Here is a 25,812-nt window from a genome sequence, read left to right on the forward strand (position 1 = left end):
CTAAATTTCGACTATAAGAAAAAACTGATATTCCTATGAAAATGTCGACTTTTGTATGTATTTTTGGTGGCTATTTCTCCATATTCGCTATATTTAACGGTATTTGCAGCATCACAAGGACTATACGGTCCGTGAATCTGGGTATATGAGCTCAAAGTACATAAGTCAGTGCTGTACGCTCCGTTGCCCCTTTGGCAAGTTCAGCATGTATCGTGCACCAGCTTTCTGCTTCAGCGTTTTGCATGGGCGTTCAGCAGTACATTTTACTTAAAAGAACACCACAAAAAGGACCGCCTCATGGCAGTCCGCAGTGTTGCAGTTACATACAAAAGTATGCAGCTTGCAGATTTCTTTATTGGAGAATGTGCCTAATGAATACGGTCACCGGTTCAGCAAACTTCCGACATATTTCAGCAGCTCGTTGGCGCAGATCGGGCAGTAGTTATGCTCGTCGATCAGGCGTCTGGATACCTCGTTGATCCGTTTGAGCTGGCTTTCATCCGGCGTTTTGGAGGAGGTGGTAATCTTGACGATATCCTTGAGATCGGTAAACAGCTTCTTCTCGATCGCTTCCCGCAGCCGGTCGTGGTTGTTGTACTCGAACTTTTTGCCTTTGCGGGAATAGGCGGAAATGCGGATCAGGATTTCTTCACGGAAAGCTTTTTTCGCATTTTCGGAAATGCCGATCTGCTCTTCAATGGAGCGCATCAGCCGCTCATCCGGCTCCATCTCCTCATCCGTCAGAGGATCACGAATCTTTGCCCAGTTGCAGAAGGCTTCGATATTATCGAGATAATTTTCGAACAGCGTTTTGGCGGACTCTTCAAAAGAGTAAACGAACGCCTTCTGCACTTCGCTTTTGGCCAGAATATCGTATTCCTTGCGGGCGATGGAAATGAAATTCAGATACCGTTCCCGCTCCTCCTTGGTAATCGAAGGGTGCTGATCCAAGCCATCCTTGATCGCCCGCAGCACATCCAGTGCGTTCATGCACTGCAGGTCGCCTTTGATCAGGGCGCTGGAAATCCGGTTGATGACATAACGCGGGTCGATGCCAGACATGCCTTCATCCAAATATTCGGTCTGCATCTCCTTGAGGTCGGCTTCCTTGTAGCCTTCAACCTCTTCGCCGTCATACATGCGCAGCTTTTTGATCAGGTCCATCCCCTGCTTCTTGCTCTCCTTCAGGCGGGTCAGGATTGAGAAAATCGCAGCGGCGCGCAGCGCGTGGGGCGCAATATGCACATGCTTCATGTCGCTTTGGGCGATCAGCTTGGCGTAGATTTTTTCCTCCTCCGACACTCTCAGGTTGTACGGCACAGGCATGACGATCATGCGGGACTGAAGCGCTTCATTCTTTTTGTTGGAGATAAAAGATTTGTACTCCGTTTCATTCGTGTGGGCGATGATCATCTCGTCCGCCGATATCAATGCGAAGCGCCCGGCCTTAAAGTTGCCTTCCTGGGTCAGCGACAGCAGGTTCCACAGAAACTTCTCATCGCATTTGAGCATTTCCTGGAACTCCATCACTCCGCGGTTCGCTTTGTTCAGTTCCCCGTCGAAGCGGTAGGCGCGCGGATCGGATTCCGAACCGAATTCGGTAATCGTGGAAAAGTCGATGCTGCCTGTGAGGTCAGCGATATCCTGCGACTTCGGATCGGACGGACTGAAGGTCCCGATGCCCACCCGCTCCTCCTCCGACAGCAACACCCGTACAACCTTCACCTGCTCGATGTCGCCATAGTATTCATTCTTCAGCCGCATTTGGCAGGAAGGGCAAAGATTGCCCTCGATCCGCACACCCAGTTCTCTCTCGATCTCCGGGCGCAGCTCCAGCGGAATCAAATGAAGCGGGTCCTCATGCATCGGGCAGCCTTCAATGGCATACACCGCTCCTGCATCCGTACGCGAATACTGCTCAAGGCCACGTTTCAGCAGCGTAACCAATGTCGATTTCCCTCCACTGACCGGTCCCATAAGCAGCAATATCCGTTTGCGTACGTCTAGACGCCGGGCTGCGGAATGAAAATATTCCTCCACCAGCTTCTCCACCGCCCGGTCGAGTCCAAAAATCTCCTGTTCAAAAAATTTATACCGCTTGCGTCCATTAATGTCCTCTACGCCGTGTGACTTGATCATGTCGTATACGCGGGAATGAGCTGTTTTAGCGGGAGAGGGGTCTTTTCTCAGCAGTTCTATATAGTCCTTGAAGGTGCCGCTCCACGCCAAACGGTCGTTCTCAGCCCGATACGAAGCTATACGCTCAAAAATATCCATTGCTCGCTACCTCCTCTTGCGCTCCTACTTGCTCCACAGCTTTAAAAGTGTATTACATACCTATGCGGCGAGCCCGGAATAGTTTACCTCTTTTTTGCTGTGCTATAATAGAGAATCATGATTTCCCTTATAAAATACCGGCACAAAGTGCGGGCTTGTCCTCCAAGCTTATTCAGACACTTTGCCATTCAACCGTAAACCTGTAGATTCAGCCGGGGACGCAACATTAGGACACAGGAGTGACAAATATGGCCGTAAAGCATGAAACGGAGCTATATGCTCCTTTGAAGAGTTTTTTTGAGAGACAAGGCTATGACATCAAAGGCGAGGTGCGGACCTGTGATTTGGTTGGCCTGCGTGAAGATGAGGAGCAGCCGCTGATCGTGGAGATGAAAAAATCGTTCAACCTCGCCCTGCTGCTGCAGGGGGTTGAACGATTGCGGTTAAGTCCCAACGTTTATCTCGCCGTGGAGCGCGTGCGTGACAAAAAAGGCGCGGTGAACCAGCGCTGGGGCGAACTCAGCGGGCTATGCCGCCGACTCGGCCTTGGGCTGATCACTGTCGTCTTCTACAAGACCAAGGCACCGCTGGTCGAGGTGCTCGCGGAGCCGGGCGACGCGCCGCCCCAGCCCCGCAGCCGCACACGGCGGCGCGAGCGGCTGCTCTACGAGTTCCGCGAGCGCAGCGGTGACTACAACACCGGCGGCAGCACGCGCGTCAAGCTCGTGACGGCCTACCGCGAGAAGGCGCTGCGCGTGGCGCTCGCGCTGCAGGCCGCTGAGGCCGAAGCCGCCCTTGCGGCGGCCGGCCTCGCCGCGAAGCGCGCCGGACGCGGCGGCGCGCCAGGGGCAGAGACAGCAGCGGACGCCGCTGCTGTCTCTGCCTTAGGCCCGGCGGCTGCGGACAGCCGGGCGAAAGCTCCGCTCGGCGTCACACCCGCCGAGCTGCGCAAGAGAAGCGGCGTGCCGGGCGCCGCCGCATTCCTGCAGAAGAACTACTATGGGTGGTTCTTCCGGGTGGGGCGCGGCCGCTACACGCTCACGGCCGCCGGAACAGCGGCGCTGATCGAATATGCGAATATCACCGGAAGCCGAGCCTAAGCTTTATTTTCCATACAGCTCATATTTCCGTCCGTTCAGCAGAAGGGCTGCCCCGCTGCCTGCAACGCAGGCGACCAGCAGATTCATGCCAATAGACTGCCAACTGATCGTATCGTTAATATTGGCCGCCTGCTCCTGATAGATGGGACTGACCGTCAGCAGATTGGCGTATTGCTTGAAGGACTCATTAGCCGACGTTCCTAAGCTCCAGTGCGAGCTGTCCTGGATAACCAGAGCGAACTGGACAGCAACAACCGCAACAATCAGGACAGCAATGCAGAGATGGCTTATCAACGGTTTGCGTTGTCTTTTGCCTGCAGCCAGCGCCAGTCCTATTAAGGCCAGTCCGGCAGGAATACTGCACAGCTTGGACAACAACAGATACAGGATTCCTAGCGCCGGACTGGCCGAATCAGCAATCCTCGCCTGATATAAGCCATCAGGATTTAAAAACACCTCCAGCAATGTCGTCGACCATACCGCCGTGGTGCCGAGCATAAAAACAGCCGATTTCACCAGAAACAGCGATGAAGTCTTGACAGGCAGCATATGATTAACCGGCATCGTACCCGTGAAGAATTCCCTGTAATAATCCACATAGATGTACACCGGGATCAGAATACCGATGACCATGTTTACGGTGAGAATCAGAAATGCCAGATCTTGGCCTGAGCTGAACAGGAAATACAGGTTGATTAAGCAGCTTAATCCGGTTAACGAGGCGAACATTGCAAAATGTCTTTTGCACTCCAGTTTAAATTGATGGACTAGAATCACGTAACTACTCCCCTTCTCAAATGGTTAAACGATGCTTTTAAACAAATCTTCAATGGGCAGGCCATACTCCCGTTTCAATTCCTCCACGCTCCCCTGCAGCTGCACTCTTCCTTCGTCCACAATCGCTATATGCGTAAACAGGCTTTCGACATCGCGAATCAGGTGGGTGCTGATCAGAATGGAGCTGTCAGGGTCAAAATTATCCAGGATAATCTGCATGATTTTATCACGCGTTGATGGATCGACAGCCGCTAATGGTTCATCAAGTACGAATAATTGGGCCCGGCGTGCAAACGTAAGTGATAAGCTCACACGCTCCTGCATTCCTTTGGACAGGGACTTCACCTTATCTTTAAGATTCAATCCGAGCATCTCTATCATTCCGCAGGCCTTGTCCCGCTGAAAATCGGCAAAAGCGTGATGATAAAAATCAATACACTCCTCAATACTCATCCATGAATACAGAAATTCTCTGTCCGGCAGATAGGATACAATCTTTTTCGTTTCCACACCGGGATGTTGCCCACCGACTGTAATCGTCCCTTTATAATTCCGCAGCAAAGCCACGATCAGCTTCATAAGCGTCGTTTTCCCCGCCCCGTTCGGCCCCAACAGCCCTACTATACTTCCCTTGGGAACTGTTAAATTCAGTCCGTTTAAAGCAGCCTTTTTTCCATACATTTTCGTCAGATTCGCACATTCCAGTACATTTCCCACATTGCCCCTCCTCTTCATTCGGTCTTTCTTATATCCATATATATACATTCCAAATCATTAGACTCCTGTACTCGAAACATCCCTGCAAGCTGCGCTGAAATGCCATGTATTTGCATAAACAAAAAGCAAGCCCCCCATACCGGAAGACTTGCCTTTTTCACCAATACCAGCCTGCACACTGCCAATATCCAACGATTTGTTATTAATCGATTATTACATACTGAACTAATTCCTTAAGATCTTCAAATATTACATCCGCCTCTACATCCGTAGAAAACTGTGTACTTTGTTTCCATGCTGCTCTGAGACCTGCGGCACGGCTCGCCCGGATATCATTGTCCGGGTGGTCGCCGACAAACAGCGTTTCCTCCGCCGTAACCCCTAGCTTAGTCAATGCCCGAAGGAAAATCGCCGGATCCGGCTTGCGCAGACCTTCCCACTCTGAAATCAACACCTCATCAAACAAAGGGCTGATCCCCAGAGCTTGAAAATTATCATATTGGAATTGTCCATAGCCGTTGGATACCAGCGCGAGTTTGATTCCGTTTGCCTTAAAGGTTGTAAGCATACTCATCATATTAGGAAATCCGATGCAATGTCCTTGGAAACCATGCAGATAATCATTCAAAAGTTCTGCCCAGCTTAGCTCCCGGATAGAAAAGTCCTCAAGTAGCTGCTGATACACTTTATCTTTCCAGACATAACCGTGCTGATCCAGCTCGACAAACCGCTGCAGAAATTTTTCTTTGGGAACAGACTGAAATTGTGGATATCGTTCATACTGATCACGGACAAAAGAGACCAGAGAGGACTCGCGGTCCAATAACGTTCCATCCAGATCGAAGAGCACCGCTTTAATTTCCATCTTCCTGCCCTTCCACACGTAAGCGCGTTGATTATTGAGATTATCGGCCGCTGACTCCCGCCAACCTCTTGATTGTTGTTTGCTGCGGATGAACTCTGGTTTAGGTTGCTTGCTCCGAGTTCAGATAAGTGTATTTGGTGCAGCTATTCGGGAGCAATATAGTTGTTTCAAAGATATAGTTGTATGCTCTGCAATTAAAAATGGCGAATCCTTTCGTTTTGCCCGAATGACATCTATTTAGTTGTACGAAGTGCAGCTATCTCCTCATTCGCCCATCCATATGGAGTTTTAGATGTATAAAGTGCAATTATCGCGTAATTCGCTCATAGGGTAGAGATCACGACCCCATGTTCACCCAAAAAGCCCATTCTCGCCCAATTCTCCTGCACAGAATGCAACAGAATCCTATCAGACTGCCAAAAACAGGGAATCTATTGTACTAAATACAGCAGACGCTACTCATAGCCTCTCATATGTCACAAACTACAACCTCTAACTTCTAAACTCTAACCAATCAACCCAGCTGTCATCAATAACCCTATTCCCCTTAGCTCCGGGCCGTAAACTCCGTCACGGCCTCGCTCATCAGGTTCATGCCCAGCAGCAGCTCATCCCGGCCGGGATGGCTGAAGTTGAGGCGGATGCGGTTGCCGCCGCCGCTGACACAACACAACGGGCCGGGCAGGAAAGCTACGCCTTTAACCAGCGAGGCCTTAAGCAGTGCCATAGCGTCCAGCCCAGCCGGCAGCGATACCCACAGGAACATGCCGCCTTCCGGCAGACTATAGGTGCTGCTCTTCCAGGCCGGACGCTTCAGCAGTTCAGCCATTAGCTTGAGGCGGGTATTGTATTCCCGGTTCAAGAGGGAAATATGCTCGCGCAGATCAAAAGAGGTGACATCCAGCAGATGATGCAGCAGCCGCTGATTTAGGGAGCTGGACTGCCAGTCGGCCATCTGCTTTGCGGCAGCCATCATACCGATAAGCTCCCGGCTGCCTGCCGCCCAGCCCGTCCGCAGAGCGGGCGCGACCGTTTTGCTGAAAGAACCGATGTAGAGCACATGTCCACCCTCGCTTACATTCTCCAGCGCATAAAGCGACGGATATTTTACGGACGGATGCTGGCCATAACGCTGAAAATGCAGATCACCATAGGAATCGTCTTCGACAATCAGCACGTTATGGCCGGTACACAGCTCCAGCACCTCCTTGCGTCTTGCCAGGCTCCAGAGAATACCGCTTGGATTCGTAAAGCTCGGTGTTGCAAACAGCATCTTAGGCCGGTGCTGCCGGATTTGGGCACGCAGATGCTCCGGCAGCAGGCCGTCCCTGTCTCCCTGCACGGGAATAATCACCGCACCCTGCATACGGAGCGCCTGCAGAATGCCTGGTGAGGTGGGATTCTCTACAAGAACCCGGTCTCCGGGATCTATGTATACCCTGGACAGCAAATCGATGGCTTGTTGACTTCCCGTTGTCAGAAGAACTCCGCCCTCGGCAACAGCCACACCTTTGGCTTTCAGCCAATCCCCGGTAAGCCACTCCCGCAGCGGGCCGTACCCTTCCGGATCACCGTACTGCAGTGCCCCGGCATCTGCGGAGATGACTGTAGACGCGGTTTCGGCAAGCAAGGACAACGGGAACAATTCTTCCGCCGGAAGCTCTTCCGCCAGTGAAATCAACGTGCCCCGGCGCGTCTTGGTGCGGATACTCAACAGCGGTGAAGACAGCAAGGTATGTGCGCGGGCAGAAAACTCATATCTCATATGTTCCCCCCTCCCCTGGTACCAAGAATATTCCAGCCCAGCCGGCAATATGTCGTTAGGGTGATCCTATGCGTAGATTTGCTTGTTCTGCCTTGAGAAAAGAGCAAACTTCTCGATAGCCTGCGCTCTCGTCGACACTTCAAGCTTCACATAAATTTTGCGCAAATAATTGTCAATGGAACGCCGGCTCACCTCTATTTCAAGGGCAATTTTATCATAAGTGATTCCCTGCACAATACGCTCCATAATGAACATCTCAGTCTGGGTCAGCTGCATGACACCATCCAGCCCCTGTGACGATGGTGCCAGCCGAAATCCTTTTTCAATCCAGTCAAACGGTATAGAGAGGAAACCTTCCCGCAATCCGTCGATCATCAGCAGCAACTGGCGGGGAGAAGCTCCCTTGGAGAGTATTCCGCTTGCCCCAAGCTCAAGCAGCGGCTGAAATAAAGTCTTGTCCTCTTCTTCCGTCATGATGATGAAATGAGAATTTGGCGAACTGCTCTTCATCTCCGGCAGAATGCTCTCCACATTTCCTTCCGGCATCTGATAATCCGCCAGCACCAGATCCGGCTGACTTTCACGCACATTGTAAACGCCTTCGTTCCAAGTCGAATACATCCCGAGAATTTCCAGCTCCCCCCCTTCCTCCAAAATCAGTTTTGTTCCAAGCATACTTGTGGGATGACATCCCACGATGATCCCCCGCCACACCTTCATCATTAACTCCCTGACCTCCTGCTATCTATATAATTTACCCAGAGTGAAAAACGCCTCGGGGTTTTACGGTTATTACGTATGCAAGGATGGTTGCATTTTTATCCTTTCTTCCTTCTTTTACCTTGTATACGCCCATCAGATATTCCAATCTATAGAAATTGTATCGCAGTAGTTTAATAGGATGCAATTACTTTTTCACGTTTTCAGACTCTCTTTCACTTTTGCGAAAACTCAAAAAGTCTGATAGAATGGGGACTTGAAAAAAAACAGCCTGAGGTGATGTAATGCAACCGCTAGCGGAATCGACCCCGGTACACTCGCGCCGTACTGCAGCGAGAAGCGGCCCTTCCGTAAAATGGTTTTTACTGTTCTGGATTTTGATGATCGGGCTCGGCTTCTATGCCGTGTACAGCTATACCAACCATCTAAAGCAGCAGGTGCTGAGCGAACTTGGCACTCAAAGCCAGCAGCAGCTTACCGTTTTGAAGACCGATTATGAATCGCGAATTGCCGTTCTCTCTGAAGAGGTGAAGGAACTGCAGAGCACTGTTCAGAGCTTTAATGAACTGCTCACCTTTACCAAAGACAATGCAAGCAGCAAGACAGACAACAGCAACAAGCTGTATACCCAGTTAAACGAGGTCCGCAAGCAACTCGATGCCCTGAAGAAAGAGATGGATCTGCTGAAATGAGAACCCCTGTCCAACGAGTCAACCGGTTCTTTATGCTGCTGACTGCTCCCTTCTTCGGGTTATTGCTCTGTCTGTGGTGGTATCAGCCGCCGCTTGACCTGAAGCTGAACACAGAACAGTTCGCTGCAGCCCCGGGGCCGCTTGAATTAACAACCTCTTTGAAGAATGATTTGAAGCTGGCCGAGACCTCTGCTTCCTATACCATAGATTCAATAGGTGCCAGTGCACAGCTCTACAAACAAACAACAATCGCGATGAATGCCATTGTTAATACCGCCAAAACCCAGGCATCCCGCCCGGAACAAATCTATAACCGGAGAATTTCAGCCAGGCTGGGAATTCCTGCCGATATTGTAAACAGCGATCGCATTACCATCGAACTTTACCGCTTAAATCCCGGCAACTATACAGCCTATGCCCTAAAAATCAAGCTGAAGGATGCTTCGGCCATGAAAATGAGCCTGGCCGGAGACGGCTCCGGCGGAGCTGAAACTACCATGCGCGCCGTCAACCGTTACGGTGCAACAGCCGGCATCAATGCCGGAGGATTTGCCGATAAGGGCGGTAAACGTTATCCCTTGTCCACAACCGTTGTAGGCGGCCAATATTTGTACGGATTCGAGCCGAGTTACAAGGATCTCAGCTTCGTTGGCCTGAATAAATCAGGACAGCTGATCGGCGGCAAATTCTTCAGCCGGACACAACTCGACCAGTTGGAGCCGGTGTTCGGCGCCACCTTTGTCCCGGTCCTGCTGAAGAACAACACCAAGATGGTGATCCCGGATAAGTGGAAGACGAGTCCCAAACGTGCCCCGCGCACCGTAATCGGCAAGTACAAGGATGATCAGCTTCTCGTGCTCGTGGCGGACGGTTACAACGAAAACGGCAACTCCGGTGCCACACTGGAGGAAATCCAGAACAAGCTGTACAACATGGGTGTGATCGATGCCTACAATCTGGATGGCGGGGGATCTTCGTCCCTGATCTTTAGAGGAAAGGTTATTAACAATCCATCGGACGGGAATCTCCGCCAGGTGCCAACCAGTTTCCTGTTTTTCAAATAACTTTTTCCAGTTGTCTATGCGGCATCTCACATTTTTCTTTTGTTTTTGATATAGACCAGGTTATAATCAGGATAACGAATACAGATCCTTATGGAGGTGTCCAGCATGTCGTTTTCCTTGACCTTTTGGATCATAACCCTGGTATTTCTGCTGTTCCTGACCGGAATTCTAACCTCCTCCTACAACGACGATAAGACCAAGGGCTTATAAAAGCCTGGATGGACCCAAGCATTCGCTGCTTCAAAAAAAGAGCACCGCACATCTGTGCGGTGCTTTTTTTTAGTAATAGAGGCGGCAGACACCCTGCTGCGGCCATACTATGTACAATTAAATTTGCTTGCTTTCAGCAGGAGAAAGCGTAATTTCTAGGCGTGTCTTGAAAGTTGAGTCATTTCCCCAAGACATCCAGCACAAATATAACGATCTTTATATTCACTTACACCCTCAATTGATCCGCAGAATACACATTTGGGGCGGTAACGCTCCAGAATGATATGGTCGCCCTGTACCAGAATTTCTACCGGGTCACCTTCATTCATTTGATACCTTTTACGCAGGGACTTAGGCAGAACAATTCTACCCAGCTGATCTACTTTCCGAACAACGCCAGCAGGTTTCATATCTAACTTACACCTCTCCTGTTCAACTAATAATTAGTAACTACTACTTTTTTCGGCACTATTCAACTATTTCGTTAATCAATTGTCGAATCCTGCTGAAATAAATAAAAATTCATGTCCGTTTTTAGAAAAGTTGTGGAAAGTCTAGCTGGCGCAGCGCTTCATAGACAATAATGGCCGCCGAGTTTGACAAATTAAGCGATCTGACAGCTTCGCTCATCGGCATGCGCATTCTCGTTTCTTTCCCGGCTTCCAGAATATCGGCTGGCAGACCCTTGGTTTCCTTGCCGAAAACGAAGAAATCCTCATCCTGAAAGGCAAAATCGGTATAGCGCTTCTCGGCCTTGGTTGTAGCATAGAAAAACCGGCCTTCCTTATACTTCTCCAGCACTTCCCCAAACGAATCATGATATTCGATATTTACGGCGTGCCAGTAATCGAGTCCTGCCCGTTTCAGCGTAGCGTCGTCTGTACGGAAGCCCAAGGGACGGACCAGATGAAGATGCGTGCCTGTTGCCGCGCAAGTGCGGGCAATATTGCCGGTATTCGCCGGAATTTCCGGTTCTACCAGCACAATATGAAGTGCCATAGTGTGAATGCTTCCTCTCTGAAGGCTCTAACAGCCCTATAATGTGTTAGTAAGGACATCCTCTAAGGTGAGGGCAGCGCTTATAGATCATACACGGCGCGTGGTGTGCCACGCAGAAAACCTTCCGCCTGCAGGCGGAAGGTTCAAAAGCTTTCATACATTAGCCCTGAGTTTGCCGGAAATGCTGCATGAAATCGGTAAGCGCCTTAACACTCTCATAAGGAACCGCGTTATAAATGGAAGCACGCAAGCCTCCAACACTGCGGTGGCCCTTAAGACCAACAAAACCTTCTTGTTCGGCAGCTTTGACGAATTGCTTCTCAAGCTCTTCCGACTGCATCCGGAATGTAACGTTCATGATGGAGCGGCTGCCTTGTTCCGCAACTCCGCGGTAGAAACCATCACTGCCGTCAATATGATTATAGAGCAGCCCGGCTTTGTCGCGGTTCTTGACTTCGATACCTGCAAGCCCGCCCTGCTCCCCAATCCATTTTAACACTTCATTAACCATATATACAGAAAAGGATGGCGGCGTATTGTAGAGAGAGTTGTTCTTATAATGCGTATCGTAACGCAGAATCGTCGGGATATTGGAAGGCGACTTCGCGATCAGCTCTTCCTTGGCAATAACTACAGTTACGCCTGATGGTCCGAGATTCTTTTGTGCGCCGGCATAAATCAGTCCGAATTTATTCACGTCAAAGGAACGGCTCAGAATGTCGCTGGACATGTCTGCAATCAGCGGGATAGAGCCGGAATCCGGAAACTCCGCATATTGTGTTCCTTCAATCGTTTCATTCGACGTAACATGCAGATACGCTGCATTATCCGCTGCCTTGATGCTGCTAAGCTCTGGAATCGCCAGAAACTTCTTGTCCTCTGAGGATGCGGCGACATGGGCGCCACCAACCAATTTGGCTTCCTTGAGGGCTTTATCCGCCCAGCTTCCTGTCATGACATAGCTGCCCACTTGGCCCTCAGAGACAAGGTTCATCGGAAGCATGGCGAACTGGGTGCTTGCTCCGCCTTGGATGAACAATACCTTATAGCCCTGCGGATTGCCAAGGAGTGATAGCAGACGTTCCTGAGCTTCGTTATGAACGGACTCGTATACCGCCCCACGGTGCGACATCTCCATAATGGACATTCCGCTTTCCCGGAATTCGACAAACTCCGCTTGTGCGCGTTCCAATACTGCAAGCGGCAGCGCCGCCGGACCTGCATTAAAATTGTATGCTCTCTTGCTCAAAATTGCCCCCACCCTTTCTCTCCTGCGAATATGGATAGAGATTATGATAGCAGTAATCTAACACACCATCAAGTATAATTATTCACATAGAAGGTATAATCGCCAGGCTTAAATGGTGAAAAACTGATAGCTGCGGCTCCAATCCTTGCTGTGACGCGGTAAAATGCTGATGTCCGCAAAAACTTCCGGCGAAATAACATGCTTCTCGCCCCACAGTGCTATCTGTTCCGGCTGGAAACTTCCGTATTCCCTGATCCCAACTCTGCTTGGCTGATGAGTGATTTCCCAATAAAAGGAATCCCCTGCATCTTCCCAGCCTCCCAGCTTACAGTAGAAGGGGCGGTCCGGCTCATTCTTCCAGCTTAGTTTATCTCCGGTTCGGCTGAGCAATTCCTCTGTATAAATGGATTCCGCCTGCTCTACCCTGACATTGTCCGGCAATCTCAGTTCATAGCCTGATCCGACATTTTTACCGTTAATTCCAACAAAATTATGATTGTACTCCTCCGTCAGAAGCTCCTTTGACCCTCTGTTCTCCAGAGTGTAAGAGATGTTCAGCCTGTCTTCGTCAAGCGAGATCCTCTTGGTCAAAAGCATGCTGTATCCCCGGCACTCCATCGGCTGCACCGAATAGGTAACCGAATCTGTAGTGTGTTCTTCCATCACCTCAAAGGGAATCAGCGGATAAATTCCGGCAAAAAAATAGGGAGCATCTTCCTGCTTCTGCAGCAGCCCTACTCCCGGCTTTGGAAACCATTCTCCAACTTCTGCATCGTCATAGCCAATTGCCCGGGAAATGCCGAATTCATTACATAGCCCAAAACCGCCAGTACCCTGCCCGGGCACGAGGCTTTCCGGAACGCAAAACGTATGTTTACCCTGCTCCAGTGTTACCTGTGTAATAAACCCTGTCCAATCAAATCTAGTGCCGTTATAGGCTCCAGTATCAGCAATCTCCACAGTAAGTATCCCATTAGTGAGAGTGTAAGCCATAAGTTATTCTTCCTCTTTCATTTGCTTATTATTATTGTTACCAATATTCTCAGAACCTCTTCATCGCTGAAAAAAGCGCCTGCAGCCGCATTTCCTGCGAAGCAAGCGCCTTTTCGTATACTTTTATGCAGTTAGGCCAGCTCCACTTGCAGGAGATGCAGTTCTCCTTCCGGCAGCGCACGGAGTATGCTGCGTGGTATCACAACACCCTCTGAGACGCGCTGAAGCGTCACCTCAGCGCCGTTAAGCGACACAGAGTGTATTTCATACTCCCCGTATTCTCTGCTTCCTGTGGACGTATAGGCGACCTCCAGCATGCGTTCCGCAAAGATCGTCTTAATCGTTGCCTTCCCCTGCTCATCGAACTGTTCCTTCACCAGTTTAGGCTGAAGCAGCAAATCGCCGAGCCGGCCCTTGACACCAAACACCTCTGTGACCATCGTCAGCAGCAGCCAGCTCGCTGAACCGGTTAAATAGGTGTACATTCCTCTGCCCTGCTCATTGATATATTCGGGAATGCCGGGATACATCCGGCTGAGTTCGAAATTCGCGCTGAGCTTGTACAGTGAACCCAGCACTTTGCGGCCTTCCTGAACAAAGCCGCGTTTATACAGGGCGTTCCCGTACATCACGGTCATATGGCTGAACATAGCCCCGTTCTCTTTATGACCAAAGGCAAAACCAAAAGCACGGCCCAGATTCTGCTGGATGCCGCCAAAATTGGTATTTAGCCGGTATCCGATATTGTCGTCCAGCAGGTTGCGTTCTACCGCTGCGACGATATGCGGAATTTGCTCTGGCGCTGCTGCATGGCCGAGCAGCGGGAATACCTGGCCTGTCAGTGTCATGCGTACACCTTCGGCATGTTCGCCTTCGACGCGTTCTCCGTCGTTATTATAATAACCGTTGAACCAGCCGTCGCCATGATCACTTTGCACCCACTCATTCCGGCGCAAGTGATTGAATATCCATTCTGCCTTTTTCGCCAGATCAGCTGCCACTTTCGCTATTGGCAGAGTTACCCGGACCCCGCTTACTTTGTTAGGCGCAGCGGTGTAGTAAAGGTTCAGCTGTTCCCGCTTGGCTATTACAGACTCATAGTTCAGCGATTTCTCTAATGTATCCAGCAGCAGCGTCATCTCTTCCGCCAGCTCCAGTGACTCCAGCCCGGTACGTTCCTGAAGAGTGCTCAGCAGCACGGACAGATCATACAGGTTGCTGCCATAGAAGGCAGTGAAGGTCACACTTTCTCCCCGCTGGGCCGCCATATCCAGCCCGTCATTCCAGTCTGCGCCCTCCAGAAGAATATTGTTATGCTCCCCCACATTGAAGAACGGAACCAGATTCTGCAGCAGAATATGCTCCAGAATCGTCCCTTTGTAGGTCTCTCCGGTTGAGGTCTGCAGATGGCTTCCCCCCGCAGCGTCCCAGGAGGCGTCGCGTTCCCGGCACCGGCTCATGAAGGAGTCGCGGAAATAGCTTTGCTCCTGCAGAAGAAAATCCAGATCCCCGCTCTGGTCCAGGTACAGCATAGTGGTCAGGAACGGCCAGGCCCCATGATCCATCCAAACCCGGGGAATATTGTTGCGGTCGGCAATAAATTCGCCCGGCTGCTGGCCGATAATGGTCGCATTGCTGCCATCGATTCGCACACCTGCATAATTATTCAGCAGCAGACTCCGCACATCTGACGGCTCCATAATAAGCAGCGCCAGGCAATCCTGCCACAGATCGCGCCAGCCGCGCCCGCCTCTTCCGTAGTCATGATAAGGGAGGAAAGAGTTGCCGTACAACCTGCGAAGCACAGGCTGCAGCGTTACCCATTTCATCCACTGGTCAGCAGCATGATCTCCGGTATGAAACTCAACTGTATTCACCTTGTCCGCCCAGAAAGCCTTGTTTTCTTCCAGTAAAACGTCAAAGGCTGCGGCGGATCCGTATTTGGCCATTAACCCCGGAATATCTATTCTTTCACTTTCAATGGCCAGAATCACCACATAGGAACGGCTTTCTCCTGGAAGCAGAGATGCAGTGGCAAAACGCAATCCGCCAAGAGCCTCATAACCTTCTTTATATACGCCTTCTTCGCCTGTCTGAGGAGCCTGATTCCGCACAACAGCCTCAGGCCAATCCAGGCTTCCACCTTCACCGATAAATTCCTCCTGCACCGGGAAGAAGCCCACAGGAGTTCTTCCTTCTCCTTCTACACCGAAGACGCCATAGGAGGTATGATTCACGCGATGGCCCCGTTCATCAAAGGAAAGTGCCGGCTGAACCTCGACACCGTGTGCTGAAGTATAAATCCGGTTGAGCAATGAGGTCACATGCCGGTGATCACGCAGATCATCCGCTGAACGGGCATACAGCGGAACAGCCGCAGTCGGCGTTATGATGATCTCAGCCGCTCCGGTATTCGTAAGCACCACCTGCATCAATTCTACCTTGTCTTGGCCGCAGGGTACAATGCTGGTGATTTGCGCCTTGATACCGAGTTCACGGCTCTCACGGGTTACCCGATGCCATAGGAGCCCTGCTTCCAATTCCGAATCATCAGAGTTAGGCTCATAGGCCTGTGCATGCTGTCTGGCTGAACTCCCCGCTGCCGACCAGGCGCCTTTACCCTCAATATATACCCAGAAATTGCGGGAAGCACGCGAATTATGCAAATCCTCCACCGAAAGCGGCGGAGTAAGAAATGTATTATGCCCTGAAGTGGCTTGGCCATGAAGATTCGGAGTGACCGAAGACATCATCCCTCCCTCATTCACCAAGGGAAAATATAAAAAACTGCTTTTTTCTGGATACTTAAGTTTAAACTCTCCATTTGTTCCGGTAAATTCCCAACCTGACTTAGACGTTTGTTCCACTGCAATCATCCTTTCCATAGCCTATTATTTTGTTACTTTTTTATCCATTTTACAGAAACCGCTTTCGGTATTTATTATCACATCGTTAGATATCGTTGTAAAGTAATTTCCGTTTGGTAACCTTGAATAATAATAAAACATAGAATAAAGTCTGATATATCAAGGAATAAACAAATTTATTACATAGGGGGATCACTTACACCAATCAATAATAACCGCACTAATTCGTCCGAAACTATTTTCGGTAATTCACATTATTGATCAAATTCACTCAAATAAACCTCAAAATCTTGAGTTTTCTTATCAAAAAACGCCTTAAACCAATCACATTACATATAAGCTCATGCTAAATGCACTCAAACTATGTAAAATAATGATATATCAACGAAACTTTTCGTTTTTTTCGTAAATTGTTTTTAATTTTGGGACATTGATTAAGAGAAATAGACCACAAAGAAGCCCCCGGGATACCCGGGGGCTTCTTAACAAAAATTAAGCTAACTTATAGGTCGAAGTACAGGGAGTATTCATGCGGATGTACACGAATCGCAACTTCTTGAGCTTCAGAACGTTTCAGAGCGATATAGTTATCGATGAAGTCTTTAGTGAATACGCCGCCTTCAGTAAGGAATTCGTAATCAGCTTCCAGAGAATCAAGCGCTTCGCTCAGGCTGCCCGGAACGCTGCGGATTTTTTCTTTGTCTGCATCGGACAGTTCGTAGATGTTCTTGTCCAGAGGACCGTAACCCATTTCTTCCGGGTTGATCTTCTTCTTGATTCCGTCCAGACCGGCCATCAGCATAGCTGAAAATGCCAGGTAAGGGTTGGCTGTGGAATCCGGTGTACGGAATTCGATGCGACAGCCTTTAGGTGTCACAGCAGCTACCGGGATACGAACAGCAGCGGAACGGTTACCTTTGGAGTAAACCAGGTTAACCGGTGCTTCATAACCAGGAACCAGACGTTTGAACGAGTTAGTGCTTGGGTTAGTCAGCGCGATCAGTGCCGGAGCATGATACAGGATACCGCCGATATAGTGCAAGGCCATCTCACTCAGGTTGGCATAAGCGCCTTTTTCGTAGAACAAAGGAGCGTCGCCGTTAAAGATAGATTGGTGAACGTGCATACCGCTACCATTATCGCCGAACAGCGGTTTTGGCATGAATGTTGCCACTTTTCCGTATTGGCGTGCAGTGTTTTGCACAATATATTTGTAAGTCAGCAGATTATCAGCTGTTTTCTTCAAGGTATCAAAACGGAAGTTGATTTCCGCTTGGCCTGCAGTTGCCACTTCATGGTGATGACGTTCAATTTCAAGTCCGGCTTCAGCCAGCAAACGGCACATTTCACTGCGGATATCCTGTTGGGAATCCACTGGCGCTACTGGAACATAACCGCCTTTAACGCCAACTTTGAATCCCAGGTTCCCGCCTTCGTCTTTACGGTTGGTATTCCATACCGCTTCTTCGGAATCTACAAAGTAGGAAGAACTGTTCATTCCGCTCTCATAACGCACATCGTCGAAGATAAAGAACTCGGATTCTGGTGCGAAGAAAGCTGCTGTACCCACACCGCTTGCTTGCAGGAATTCTTCTGCTTTCACTGCAATACCACGAGGGTCGCGCTCGTAACGTTCACCATCAGGGGTGAAAATATCGCACATGATGTTCAGCGTCGGATGAGCTGTAAAAGGATCGATATATGTAGTGCTTGGATCAGGCATCATTACCATGTCAGATTCTTCAATACCGCGGAATCCTTTGATGGAAGAACCGTCAAACGCAACACCATTTTCAAATGTTTCTGCTTCCACTGCGGATGCTGGCAATGAGATATGGTGAGCACGTCCACCCAAATCTACAAAACGAAAATCCACCCACTCGATATTGTTTTCCTTGATCGTCTGCAACACTTTTTCAACCGACATGAATATATTCCTCCCCAATTTCCGAACATTAGGCCGCTCACAGTATCAAATGTTCTTGTTTATAATTTTTTTGCTGTCGTCATTATAAATCTCAAACCTAACATCGTCAATGCTTATGTCAGGTATTTTTGAAGACAATGTAAGATATTCTAACGCTTTAGTGAAAAAAGCAACTTTCTCTATTTCCTATGTCACATTCATTCAATACGATACATAAAAACCGTCCTCTCCCTACGCCCGTAAGCGAGAAGAGGACGGCCTAAAGGCTGATTTCTGCTTCTTGTACTAAAGAATCGGGGCAGGCTCAAGAGACTCCGAGAACTTGCGTCCCACCAGCGGAGCAAGCTTCTCCAGATCTCTCAGCAGGGTGTCAAACTGCTCAGGGAACAGAGACTGGACCCCATCGCCTGTCATGGAATTGTCGGGATCGGTATGCATTTCGATAATAAGACCGTTGGCTCCCGCAGCAACAGAAGCTTTGGCCATCGGTGCAACCAGTTCACGCCGTCCTGTACCATGGCTCGGGTCAGAAATCACCGGAAGATGGCTGAGGTTCTGAAGCACCGGAATTGCTGACAAATCCAGCGTGTTGCGGGTGTAGGTTTCAAAGGTGCGGATTCCGCGCTCACAAAGCATGACATCACGGTTACCGCCGGCCAGAATGTATTCAGCCGCATTGAGGAGCTCATCATAAGTAGCACTGAAGCCGCGTTTAAGTAATACCGGACGTCCGCAGGTGCCCAGCTTGCGCAAGAGGTCGAAATTCTGCATATTGCGTGTGCCCACCTGCAGTATATCAGCATGCTCCGCACAAATATCCACATACTCCGGTGTCATGACCTCGGTAATGGTCAGCAGACCATGCCGCTTGCCGGCTTCTGCCATCATTGTCAGTCCTTCTACACCGACACCCTGGAAGCTGTAAGGTCCGGTACGCGGCTTGAACGCGCCTCCACGCAATACTTGGCCTCCGGAAGCTTTCACCAGCCGGGCGATTTCGTCAATCTGCTCCGGGGATTCAACGGCACAAGGCCCACCCATAATGACAAGATTTTCCCCGCCGATCTTCACGCCGCGGATATCGATAACCGTATCCTCCGGATGGAAATCGCGGCTCGCCAGCTTATAGGATTTGGAGATTTTCACTACGTTCTCCACCCCTTTCATCTGGCGCAAATGCTCGGCAAGCTTTGGTGTGACACCACCGATCAGGCCGATAACCGTATGATCCGCCCCCCGGGAGAGATGAACCTGCAGCCCTTCCTTTTCGATAACGGCAATAATATCATTTACCTGCTCTTGCGGTGTTTGATTGGATGTAATAACGATCATATTATAGCTCCCCTTTTAGGCAATTATTTAGCAAATGTTACCTTACAAATCACACAACACTATCACGCTACGACGCGTGTACGCTTTTAAGCACTAAAGTAATTTTACCGCATTTTGTTCTTTTCGTCAACCTTCAATTACGCTTCCAGCTGCATTAGTTACCATTTATTAGTATTCATGAAGCTATATCTCTGGTGCACATTGGAAAATCAGCTGGTACAGCATGGAATAATAAAAGGGATATCTATCCAATAACAAAGAGCACACAGGTTCCGCTGCCGGAATCTGTGTGCTTCATATTCACCTAATTTATAAGTTCAAATGCCGGGACAAACCTTAGGTAGCGCTCGCAGTCTTGTTCTTCACCGGAGGCAGCAGCTTCGCCATATTCACCGTACGTTTGATTTCCCATGTCTCCGGAAGCGCCGGATCATACTGCTCCAGGTAACTGATAACTTCCTTCGTAATCGGTGTAGGCGTCGAAGCGCCGGACGTTACCCCTACCTTGGATACTCCCTTGAGCCACTCTGTATTCAGTTCCGACACGTCGGAAATACGGTGGGCAGGCACGCCTGCGATCTCTTCTGACACCTGTGCCAGACGGTTGGAGTTATTGCTTCTAGGGTCGCCAACAACGATGACCAGATCACATTGACCAGCCTGCTCCGCTACAGCTTCCTGCCGTACCTGGGTAGCCATACAGATCTCGTTGTGCACCTCAGCGCCGGGGAACTTCTCCAGCAGCTTTTTCATGATATTTTTAATATCCCACTGGCTCATTGTGGTCTGGTTCGTAATAACGATACGGGAAGAAGGCACAGACAACCCTGCAATCTCTTCTTCCTTCTCAATCAGGTGGACATGCTCCGGGGCAATACCAACAGCGCCTTCCGGCTCCGGATGGCCCTTCTTGCCAATATAAATAATCTCGTAGCCTTCCTCTGCCTTCTCCTTGATGAGGTCATGCGTTTTGGTCACATCGGGGCAGGTGGCATCTACGGTCGTCAGCCCCTTGGCGCGGGCCATCTTGCGCACCTCCGGCGAAACGCCGTGTGCGGTGAAGATAACGGTACCACTGTCGACTTTATCGAGAATATCCAGACGGTTATGCCCGTCTAGAGTTATAATTCCGTCATCCTCAAAAGAATTGGTAACATGACTATTATGAACAATCATGCCCAGTATATAAATCGGCCGGGGCAGATCAAGATTTTGTGCGGCCTGCCGTGCCATTACCATGGCGTCGACGACACCGTAGCAATAGCCCCGGGGAGATATTTTGATAACTTCCATGAATTCACCGGCTTTCTGCTGTCAATGACGGCTGTAATAGGACCTGCCTAATTATACCCTATTCCAGCGGCGGAGCAAAGAGAAGGGGCAGCCAGATGACAAAAGTAGTCCCCTCGCCCTGGCGGGTAACGACCTCCACTGAACCGCCATGCTCATCAATAATCCACTTGGCGATGGACAGCCCGAGACCAATTCCTTCCGTAATACCCCGCGACTCATCGGCCCGGTAGAACCGGTCAAAGATATGCGGCACCTCATCCTTGTCCATCCCGATTCCGGTATCCGTGATGCGGATCCCCACCTGGCTCTGATAAAAGACAGCGTCCAGCGTCACTACTCCGGAAGGTGTGTATTTGAAGGCATTATCGATAAAAATGAATAACATCTGCTGCAGATAATCCTTGTTGCCGACAATATATTTGCCGTTCAGATGCCCCATAGCCCCTACAGACCATTCCGCCTGCCGCGGCAGGAAGGACGCCCGGCGGGCGACCTCAGTCATCATCGGCTCAAGCGCTACCGGCTCCTTATCAAAGGTCCGCCCGGTATCGGAACGTGCCAATGAGAGCATATCTGCGACCAGCCGGCTCATGCGCTGCGATTCATCGGCAATATCCTTCACCGACTCCATAGAGAGCTGGCGGATTTCCGCCTCGGTCATTCTGCTCTCGCCCGGCTCCATCTCCCATATTTTTTGCAGCAGGTCGATGTTCCCGCGAATCGTGGTAAGCGGAGTCCGCAGCTCATGCGAGGCGTCGGATACAAACCGGCGCTGGGTTGCATACGAATCCTCAAGATCCTTATAGAAATCCTCCATCCGCCCCAGCATGCTGTTGACCGTTTCAATCAGCCGCCCGATTTCATCCGGCGGACCGTCATATTCAATGCGGGAGCTCAGATCGGTTCCCGTCTGAATTCCGTTCGCAGCTTCAATGACCATGCCGATCGGGCTCATGGATTTACGGGCCAGGAACAGGCCGAAGGTGAAGGCTGCGATCAGCGTGGCAAAAGAGCCGACGAGCAGGATGTTCTTGAGCCGGGTCAGCATTGTCACTTGTTCCCCAATATATACTGCAACCTGAAGTACACCTGCATGATTGCCGCTGCTAGTAGCAACATCAACTGCCTGCTGGTAGATCAGAAAGGGATTCCCGCCATAATAGGACTGAGAGAATCCTTGCTGTTTCTGGATGTTTTCTTTCGCAGGATATTTGAATTCCAGATTGATCTGTGTCATGTTCGTGCTGAGAATCAGCTTTTCCAGGTCATAAATATACACTTGGGCAAATAAACTTTGTCCTGCAGGCCCTCTAAGCACCGGCCCCAAAGTACCGTCATTGTTCAAGCCCATGTCGGGTTGAACCTGCTGTGCCTGCAGTTTAAGCCGGTCCTTCAAATCACCATACGTATTAAAATAGACAAAACCGTAAATTGCGGCTGATAAAGCCAGCAGCATAACGGCCAAAATTCCTGAATACCAGGCTGTCAGCCGCAATTTAATAGACATGTTTAATTGTCACCTCTTAGAATGTAACCGGCTCCCCGGATCGTCTGGATCAAACGTTTGCCGCCGTGCTCCTCCGTCTTCTGGCGCAGCATGGCAATATAGACCTCAAGCACATTGGACTCCCCGCTGTAATCATAGCCCCAAATTTTATCCATAATCAGGTCGCGTGACAATACGCGCTTCGGATTCTGCATGAACAAATGCAACAGTTCAAACTCCTTGGCCGTCAGCTCCAGACGTTTGCCGGCGCGAGTCACTTCACGCGAGTCCACATCCAGCGTAATATCCTCATACGACACTGCCTGATCTGTGCCGCCTCCCTGCTCGCTCTTACGGCGAAGCAGTGCGCGCACCCGGGCCAGCAGCTCCTCCAGCGCAAAAGGCTTTACCAGATAATCATCTGCTCCGAGATCCAGCCCTTTGACCCGGTGTTCGATTTCATCCTTGGCTGTCAGCATCAGTACAGGCACATTGCTTCCGCCTTCCCGCAAACGACGGCAGACCTCAAAGCCGTCTACCTGCGGCATCATCACATCGAGTATGACTACATCGGGATCGCTGTTCAGAACAGCACGCAGTCCATCGGCCCCATTAGCCGCAGTTTTAACATCATAACCCTCAAAGGCAAGACCACGGCGCAGCATGGAAATAATTTTTTCATCGTCATCAATAATTAGAATATTCGGTCGCATCAAGCAGCCCCCATTGTCTAAATCGTTTATCTCTATTGTAGCATGAATGCGCGGCCCAGCGCCCTGTGCAGCAAAAACGGAAGGGTTCCCCCTTCCGCTGTTCACTTTACCGTCCGGTGTATTTACTGCTTCTGAGTTTTGGTGGTGTCAAAATCATTTTTGTTGCCGATGGTAACCGGAAGCTCCAGCGTTTTGCCGTCACGGACCACATTCATGGTGACCTTATCTCCAACCTTCAAGGATTGGATATAAGTAATCAGATCCTGGCTGGTTGCATATTTCGTTCCGTTCACACCTGTAATGATGTCATAAGGACGCAGGTCGGCGGAATAAGCCGGTGATTTAAAGACAATCTCAGCAACTACAGATCCTTCTTTGATGTCAGTGCCCATTTGTTTCGCCACTTCATCTGTAATGGTCATGAGCGAGGCACCGATAAATGGAACAGGTTCTTTCGGAATTTCCTGGTTGGCTTCAAGTTTGTCTACTACCTCTTTGATGGTGTTGACCGCAATGGCAAATCCGATACCTTGAGACTGCGTGCTTACGGCAACGTTCATTCCGATAACCTGGCCGCTCATGTTAAGCAGCGGTCCGCCGGAGTTACCAGGGTTGATCGATGCATCGGTTTGAAGCAGGTTTTTGTAATTGCGTGTCCCGCTGCCGTCTTCTTCGTTAATATCAATGCTGCGGTCCTTCGCACTCAGCACACCAGCAGTGACTGTATGATCAAAACCTTGCGGGTTGCCGATCGCGACAACTTCAGAGCCTACCTTGATGCTGTCTGAATCTCCAAGAGCCACTGTAGGGAAGTCTGCCCCTTCGATCTTCAGCACTGCCAAATCCAGATCTTTGCTGGCGCCGAGCAGTTTCGCCTCATAAGGTTTGGTGGTTCCATCAACAGTTACTTGAATAACATCTGCATTATCAACAACATGCTGGTTAGTCAGTATATATCCGGCCGAATCATAAATGAAGCCTGTTCCAATACCGTAAGGAGTTAGCTGGGATGAATCCGACTCTGGTTCCGACTGGGAATTCTGGTCCGTCCCGGAAGATCCACTGCCTCCGAATTGATCACCGAAGAAAAATTGTGAGAACGGATCGCTCGTGTTTGGATTGGTTGAGCTTCTGCCAGAGCCTGTTTTGACCAATGTCTCGATTTTGACGACTGCCGGTCCAACTCCATCTACTACACTCGACACATCACCTGATCCGGTAACAAGTGCCGTGGTGGACGTCGAAGGAGTAATATTGGCATTGCCGACTGCCGTCTTGGCTGCCGGGCTGGCCACTGTAGCTGTTGCCGCCTGTTCACCACCTGTGAACCAGTTACCGCGGTCTGCCATGAACATCGAGCCTGACAGCACGACCATCCCGGCGAGGAAAGAAATCAAGGCGGTTTTTACCGGTCTCTGGGGCTTGCGGTTATACTGCCAGCCGTTGCCGCCATCCGAACCGTTGCCGCCATTGCCGCCACGTCCACCGCCGTCATTTCCGGTAGTGCGAAGTGAAGTGCTGTAAGGGGCCGGTTTGATCGGCTGCGGAGGAGTGACCTCTACCCGCTCCGACTCCATCCGGTTGTAATGCTGTACATCATCCGGATTCATCTCGTCTTTGTTCAAAGATTTAAAAGGTCCATAGGAATAGTAGTATGAGGATCCTGAATCGGTTGATTGGTTATCATTGCTGCTGTCATTGTTCTTAGTATTATCCCATTCCCGATCCGGTGAAGGTTCATTATCACGATTGAAGTTGTTTTTGTTATCGTCCATGTTTACGTTCCTCCCGTGCCTTGCCTGTTCGACAAGGAGTATTGTGTTGTTCTCTTGTTCTTATTTTGTACTTTAAACCTTAAGGTCACATTAAAAACAATTTAAGCGGAGATAAAAGATAATAGGGTTCAGACATCGTAGCAGAGGAATAACAACCAAAGCTGTTGTATCTGTAACTTCAGGATATAAAAAAACAAAAAGGCCCGCGCGCACATTGCCGCGCCGGCCTCTAACAACATCTTATTATGATCAAGCTTCATTCTGCCATCCAGTAAATAGTCAGGTCCTATTTACTGATAGATTCCTATAAAGCCATTGTAATGAATCCATTTCCTTTATCCCTGCGCCCAGCCCTTGCGGTGGGCGTAAATCGCCAGCTGTGTGCGGTCGTCCAGTTCGCATTTCATCAGCAGGTTGCTGACATGTGTCTTCACCGTCTTGATGCTGATATGCAGCTCCTCGCCGATGTCCTTGTTGGTTTTGCCTTCGGCAATAAGCAGCAGCACTTCCTTCTCACGCTCGGTTAGGCCGGAGGAATCCCCCTGTACGGTCCGCTGGCGGATGCCGCGGGTCAGCGCCTGTGAGACATCGCCGGTCATGACCGGCATCCCGCGGTACGCTCCTTGCAGTGCGTAGATCAGTTCCTCGGCCGAGACAGTTTTGAGCACGTAGCTGACAGCTCCGGCTTCAATGGCGTCTACGACCAGATCATCTTCCAGGAAGCTGGTGAGGATGACAATTTTAAGCCCGGGGAATTCGGCTAGGACGGCCCTCGTCGTTTCGGCACCGTTCATCACCGGCATCATCAGATCCATCAGCACGAGATCAGGCAGACCGTCCTGTCCGCCGGCTTTCAGCATTTCCAGCGCTTCCTGGCCATTCGCCGCTTCGCCGATAACCTCGAAACTGGGCTCCAGCATCAGATACGTTTTGAGCCCCATCCGCACCATATCATGATCATCCACAAGCAGCACTTTTATAAGACTCATGT

The 25,812-nt window shown here is 50.1% G+C and carries 21 protein-coding genes; 3 read left to right on the forward strand and 18 right to left on the reverse strand.

All coding sequences use genetic code 11. The annotated features are described in order from the left end of the window. Positions 1–381: 381 nt before the first annotated feature. On the reverse strand, positions 382–2,277 hold the full coding sequence (locus ACAN56_RS24285; RefSeq protein ID WP_379146047.1) for a PrkA family serine protein kinase: 1,896 nt from the start codon (positions 2,275–2,277) through the stop codon (positions 382–384). A gap of 248 nt (positions 2,278–2,525) precedes the next feature. On the opposite strand from ACAN56_RS24285, the gene ACAN56_RS24290 reads away from it, so the two are divergent. Continuing rightward, the gene (locus tag ACAN56_RS24290) at positions 2,526–3,377 is read left to right on the forward strand and encodes a DUF2161 family putative PD-(D/E)XK-type phosphodiesterase (protein ID WP_379146048.1); all 852 of its coding nucleotides are present in this window, start codon (positions 2,526–2,528) and stop codon (positions 3,375–3,377) included. 3 nt (positions 3,378–3,380) lie between these two features. Here ACAN56_RS24290 and ACAN56_RS24295 read toward each other — a convergent pair whose 3' ends face one another. The 5 genes from ACAN56_RS24295 to ACAN56_RS24315 form a co-directional block, all read right to left on the reverse strand. Next, positions 3,381–4,154: a hypothetical protein gene (locus ACAN56_RS24295; protein WP_379146049.1), complete on the reverse strand. Its 774-nt coding sequence runs from the start codon at positions 4,152–4,154 to the stop codon at positions 3,381–3,383. 24 nt (positions 4,155–4,178) lie between these two features. Beyond that, the gene (locus tag ACAN56_RS24300) at positions 4,179–4,871 is read right to left on the reverse strand and encodes an ABC transporter ATP-binding protein (protein ID WP_379146050.1); all 693 of its coding nucleotides are present in this window, start codon (positions 4,869–4,871) and stop codon (positions 4,179–4,181) included. Positions 4,872–5,073: 202 nt separating this feature from the next. Next, positions 5,074–5,736, reverse strand: coding sequence for an HAD family hydrolase (locus ACAN56_RS24305; protein ID WP_379146052.1), 663 nt, complete (start codon positions 5,734–5,736; stop codon positions 5,074–5,076). A 547-nt stretch (positions 5,737–6,283) separates the two neighbouring features. Next, on the reverse strand, positions 6,284–7,501 hold the full coding sequence (locus ACAN56_RS24310) for an aminotransferase-like domain-containing protein (RefSeq protein ID WP_379146054.1): 1,218 nt from the start codon (positions 7,499–7,501) through the stop codon (positions 6,284–6,286). A 66-nt stretch (positions 7,502–7,567) separates the two neighbouring features. Then, on the reverse strand, positions 7,568–8,224 hold the full coding sequence (locus ACAN56_RS24315; protein WP_038588414.1) for a response regulator transcription factor: 657 nt from the start codon (positions 8,222–8,224) through the stop codon (positions 7,568–7,570). Positions 8,225–8,505: 281 nt separating this feature from the next. On the opposite strand from ACAN56_RS24315, the gene ACAN56_RS24320 reads away from it, so the two are divergent. Then, positions 8,506–8,913, forward strand: coding sequence for a hypothetical protein (locus tag ACAN56_RS24320; RefSeq protein WP_038588412.1), 408 nt, complete (start codon positions 8,506–8,508; stop codon positions 8,911–8,913). Next, a complete protein-coding gene (locus ACAN56_RS24325) occupies positions 8,910–9,977 on the forward strand; it encodes a phosphodiester glycosidase family protein (protein ID WP_379146055.1) in 1,068 nt (355 codons plus the stop codon). Before ACAN56_RS24320 ends, ACAN56_RS24325 begins: the two co-directional genes overlap by 4 nt. Before the next feature lie 365 nt (positions 9,978–10,342). Here ACAN56_RS24325 and ACAN56_RS24330 read toward each other — a convergent pair whose 3' ends face one another. From ACAN56_RS24330 to ACAN56_RS24385, 12 genes are all read right to left on the reverse strand, one after another. Further along, entirely contained in the window at positions 10,343–10,597 is a 255-nt protein-coding gene (locus ACAN56_RS24330; protein ID WP_379146057.1) for an AbrB/MazE/SpoVT family DNA-binding domain-containing protein, read from the reverse strand. A 124-nt stretch (positions 10,598–10,721) separates the two neighbouring features. Further along, entirely contained in the window at positions 10,722–11,186 is a 465-nt protein-coding gene (gene trmL, locus ACAN56_RS24335) for a tRNA (uridine(34)/cytosine(34)/5-carboxymethylaminomethyluridine(34)-2'-O)-methyltransferase TrmL (protein ID WP_038588402.1), read from the reverse strand. Positions 11,187–11,346: 160 nt separating this feature from the next. Then, positions 11,347–12,438, reverse strand: coding sequence for a 3-phosphoserine/phosphohydroxythreonine transaminase (gene serC, locus ACAN56_RS24340; protein ID WP_038599110.1), 1,092 nt, complete (start codon positions 12,436–12,438; stop codon positions 11,347–11,349). Between the two features lie 105 nt (positions 12,439–12,543). Then, the gene (locus ACAN56_RS24345; RefSeq protein ID WP_038588399.1) at positions 12,544–13,428 is read right to left on the reverse strand and encodes a hypothetical protein; all 885 of its coding nucleotides are present in this window, start codon (positions 13,426–13,428) and stop codon (positions 12,544–12,546) included. Positions 13,429–13,559: 131 nt separating this feature from the next. After that, entirely contained in the window at positions 13,560–16,181 is a 2,622-nt protein-coding gene (locus ACAN56_RS24350) for a GH36-type glycosyl hydrolase domain-containing protein (protein ID WP_379146059.1), read from the reverse strand. A gap of 616 nt (positions 16,182–16,797) precedes the next feature. Continuing rightward, on the reverse strand, positions 16,798–18,222 hold the full coding sequence (gene glnA, locus ACAN56_RS24355; protein WP_038588392.1) for a type I glutamate--ammonia ligase: 1,425 nt from the start codon (positions 18,220–18,222) through the stop codon (positions 16,798–16,800). A 285-nt stretch (positions 18,223–18,507) separates the two neighbouring features. Beyond that, positions 18,508–19,554 carry a 3-deoxy-7-phosphoheptulonate synthase gene (gene aroF, locus ACAN56_RS24360; RefSeq protein WP_038588389.1) on the reverse strand — a complete coding sequence of 349 codons (1,047 nt, stop codon included), beginning with the start codon at positions 19,552–19,554 and terminating at the stop codon, positions 18,508–18,510. A gap of 336 nt (positions 19,555–19,890) precedes the next feature. After that, on the reverse strand, positions 19,891–20,847 hold the full coding sequence (locus tag ACAN56_RS24365) for a 4-hydroxy-3-methylbut-2-enyl diphosphate reductase (protein ID WP_038588386.1): 957 nt from the start codon (positions 20,845–20,847) through the stop codon (positions 19,891–19,893). A 58-nt stretch (positions 20,848–20,905) separates the two neighbouring features. After that, positions 20,906–22,354 (reverse strand): sensor histidine kinase, encoded by a 1,449-nt coding sequence (locus ACAN56_RS24370; protein WP_379146060.1) that lies wholly within the window; start codon positions 22,352–22,354, stop codon positions 20,906–20,908. Between the two features lie 2 nt (positions 22,355–22,356). After that, on the reverse strand, positions 22,357–23,046 hold the full coding sequence (locus tag ACAN56_RS24375; protein WP_038588381.1) for a response regulator transcription factor: 690 nt from the start codon (positions 23,044–23,046) through the stop codon (positions 22,357–22,359). Positions 23,047–23,168: 122 nt separating this feature from the next. Continuing rightward, complete coding sequence (locus ACAN56_RS24380) at positions 23,169–24,821, reverse strand: S1C family serine protease (protein WP_038588378.1); 1,653 nt, start codon at positions 24,819–24,821, stop codon at positions 23,169–23,171. A 335-nt stretch (positions 24,822–25,156) separates the two neighbouring features. Next, positions 25,157–25,810, reverse strand: a complete 654-nt coding sequence (locus ACAN56_RS24385; protein WP_076113054.1) for a response regulator — start codon at positions 25,808–25,810, stop codon at positions 25,157–25,159. Positions 25,811–25,812: the final 2 nt, after the last annotated feature.

The sequence above is a fragment of the Paenibacillus paludis genome, from assembly GCF_042610515.1.
GTDB lineage: Bacteria > Bacillota > Bacilli > Paenibacillales > Paenibacillaceae > Paenibacillus_AQ.

What these genes read in the sequence shown, in the direction of transcription:
- ACAN56_RS24285 (WP_379146047.1), bottom strand. Translation starts at nt 2,277, where the DNA reads ATGGATATTTTTGAGCGTATAGCTTCGTATCGGGCTGAGAACGACCGT.
- ACAN56_RS24290 (WP_379146048.1), top strand. Translation starts at nt 2,526, where the DNA reads ATGGCCGTAAAGCATGAAACGGAGCTATATGCTCCTTTGAAGAGTTTT.
- ACAN56_RS24305 (WP_379146052.1), bottom strand. Translation starts at nt 5,736, where the DNA reads ATGGAAATTAAAGCGGTGCTCTTCGATCTGGATGGAACGTTATTGGAC.
- ACAN56_RS24310 (WP_379146054.1), bottom strand. Translation starts at nt 7,501, where the DNA reads ATGAGATATGAGTTTTCTGCCCGCGCACATACCTTGCTGTCTTCACCG.
- ACAN56_RS24315 (WP_038588414.1), bottom strand. Translation starts at nt 8,224, where the DNA reads ATGATGAAGGTGTGGCGGGGGATCATCGTGGGATGTCATCCCACAAGT.
- ACAN56_RS24320 (WP_038588412.1), top strand. Translation starts at nt 8,506, where the DNA reads ATGCAACCGCTAGCGGAATCGACCCCGGTACACTCGCGCCGTACTGCA.
- ACAN56_RS24325 (WP_379146055.1), top strand. Translation starts at nt 8,910, where the DNA reads ATGAGAACCCCTGTCCAACGAGTCAACCGGTTCTTTATGCTGCTGACT.
- ACAN56_RS24330 (WP_379146057.1), bottom strand. Translation starts at nt 10,597, where the DNA reads ATGAAACCTGCTGGCGTTGTTCGGAAAGTAGATCAGCTGGGTAGAATT.
- trmL (WP_038588402.1), bottom strand. Translation starts at nt 11,186, where the DNA reads ATGGCACTTCATATTGTGCTGGTAGAACCGGAAATTCCGGCGAATACC.
- ACAN56_RS24345 (WP_038588399.1), bottom strand. Translation starts at nt 13,428, where the DNA reads ATGGCTTACACTCTCACTAATGGGATACTTACTGTGGAGATTGCTGAT.
- ACAN56_RS24350 (WP_379146059.1), bottom strand. Translation starts at nt 16,181, where the DNA reads ATGATGTCTTCGGTCACTCCGAATCTTCATGGCCAAGCCACTTCAGGG.
- glnA (WP_038588392.1), bottom strand. Translation starts at nt 18,222, where the DNA reads ATGTCGGTTGAAAAAGTGTTGCAGACGATCAAGGAAAACAATATCGAG.
- aroF (WP_038588389.1), bottom strand. Translation starts at nt 19,554, where the DNA reads ATGATCGTTATTACATCCAATCAAACACCGCAAGAGCAGGTAAATGAT.
- ACAN56_RS24365 (WP_038588386.1), bottom strand. Translation starts at nt 20,847, where the DNA reads ATGGAAGTTATCAAAATATCTCCCCGGGGCTATTGCTACGGTGTCGTC.
- ACAN56_RS24370 (WP_379146060.1), bottom strand. Translation starts at nt 22,354, where the DNA reads ATGTCTATTAAATTGCGGCTGACAGCCTGGTATTCAGGAATTTTGGCC.
- ACAN56_RS24375 (WP_038588381.1), bottom strand. Translation starts at nt 23,046, where the DNA reads ATGCGACCGAATATTCTAATTATTGATGACGATGAAAAAATTATTTCC.
- ACAN56_RS24380 (WP_038588378.1), bottom strand. Translation starts at nt 24,821, where the DNA reads ATGGACGATAACAAAAACAACTTCAATCGTGATAATGAACCTTCACCG.
- ACAN56_RS24385 (WP_076113054.1), bottom strand. Translation starts at nt 25,810, where the DNA reads ATGAGTCTTATAAAAGTGCTGCTTGTGGATGATCATGATATGGTGCGG.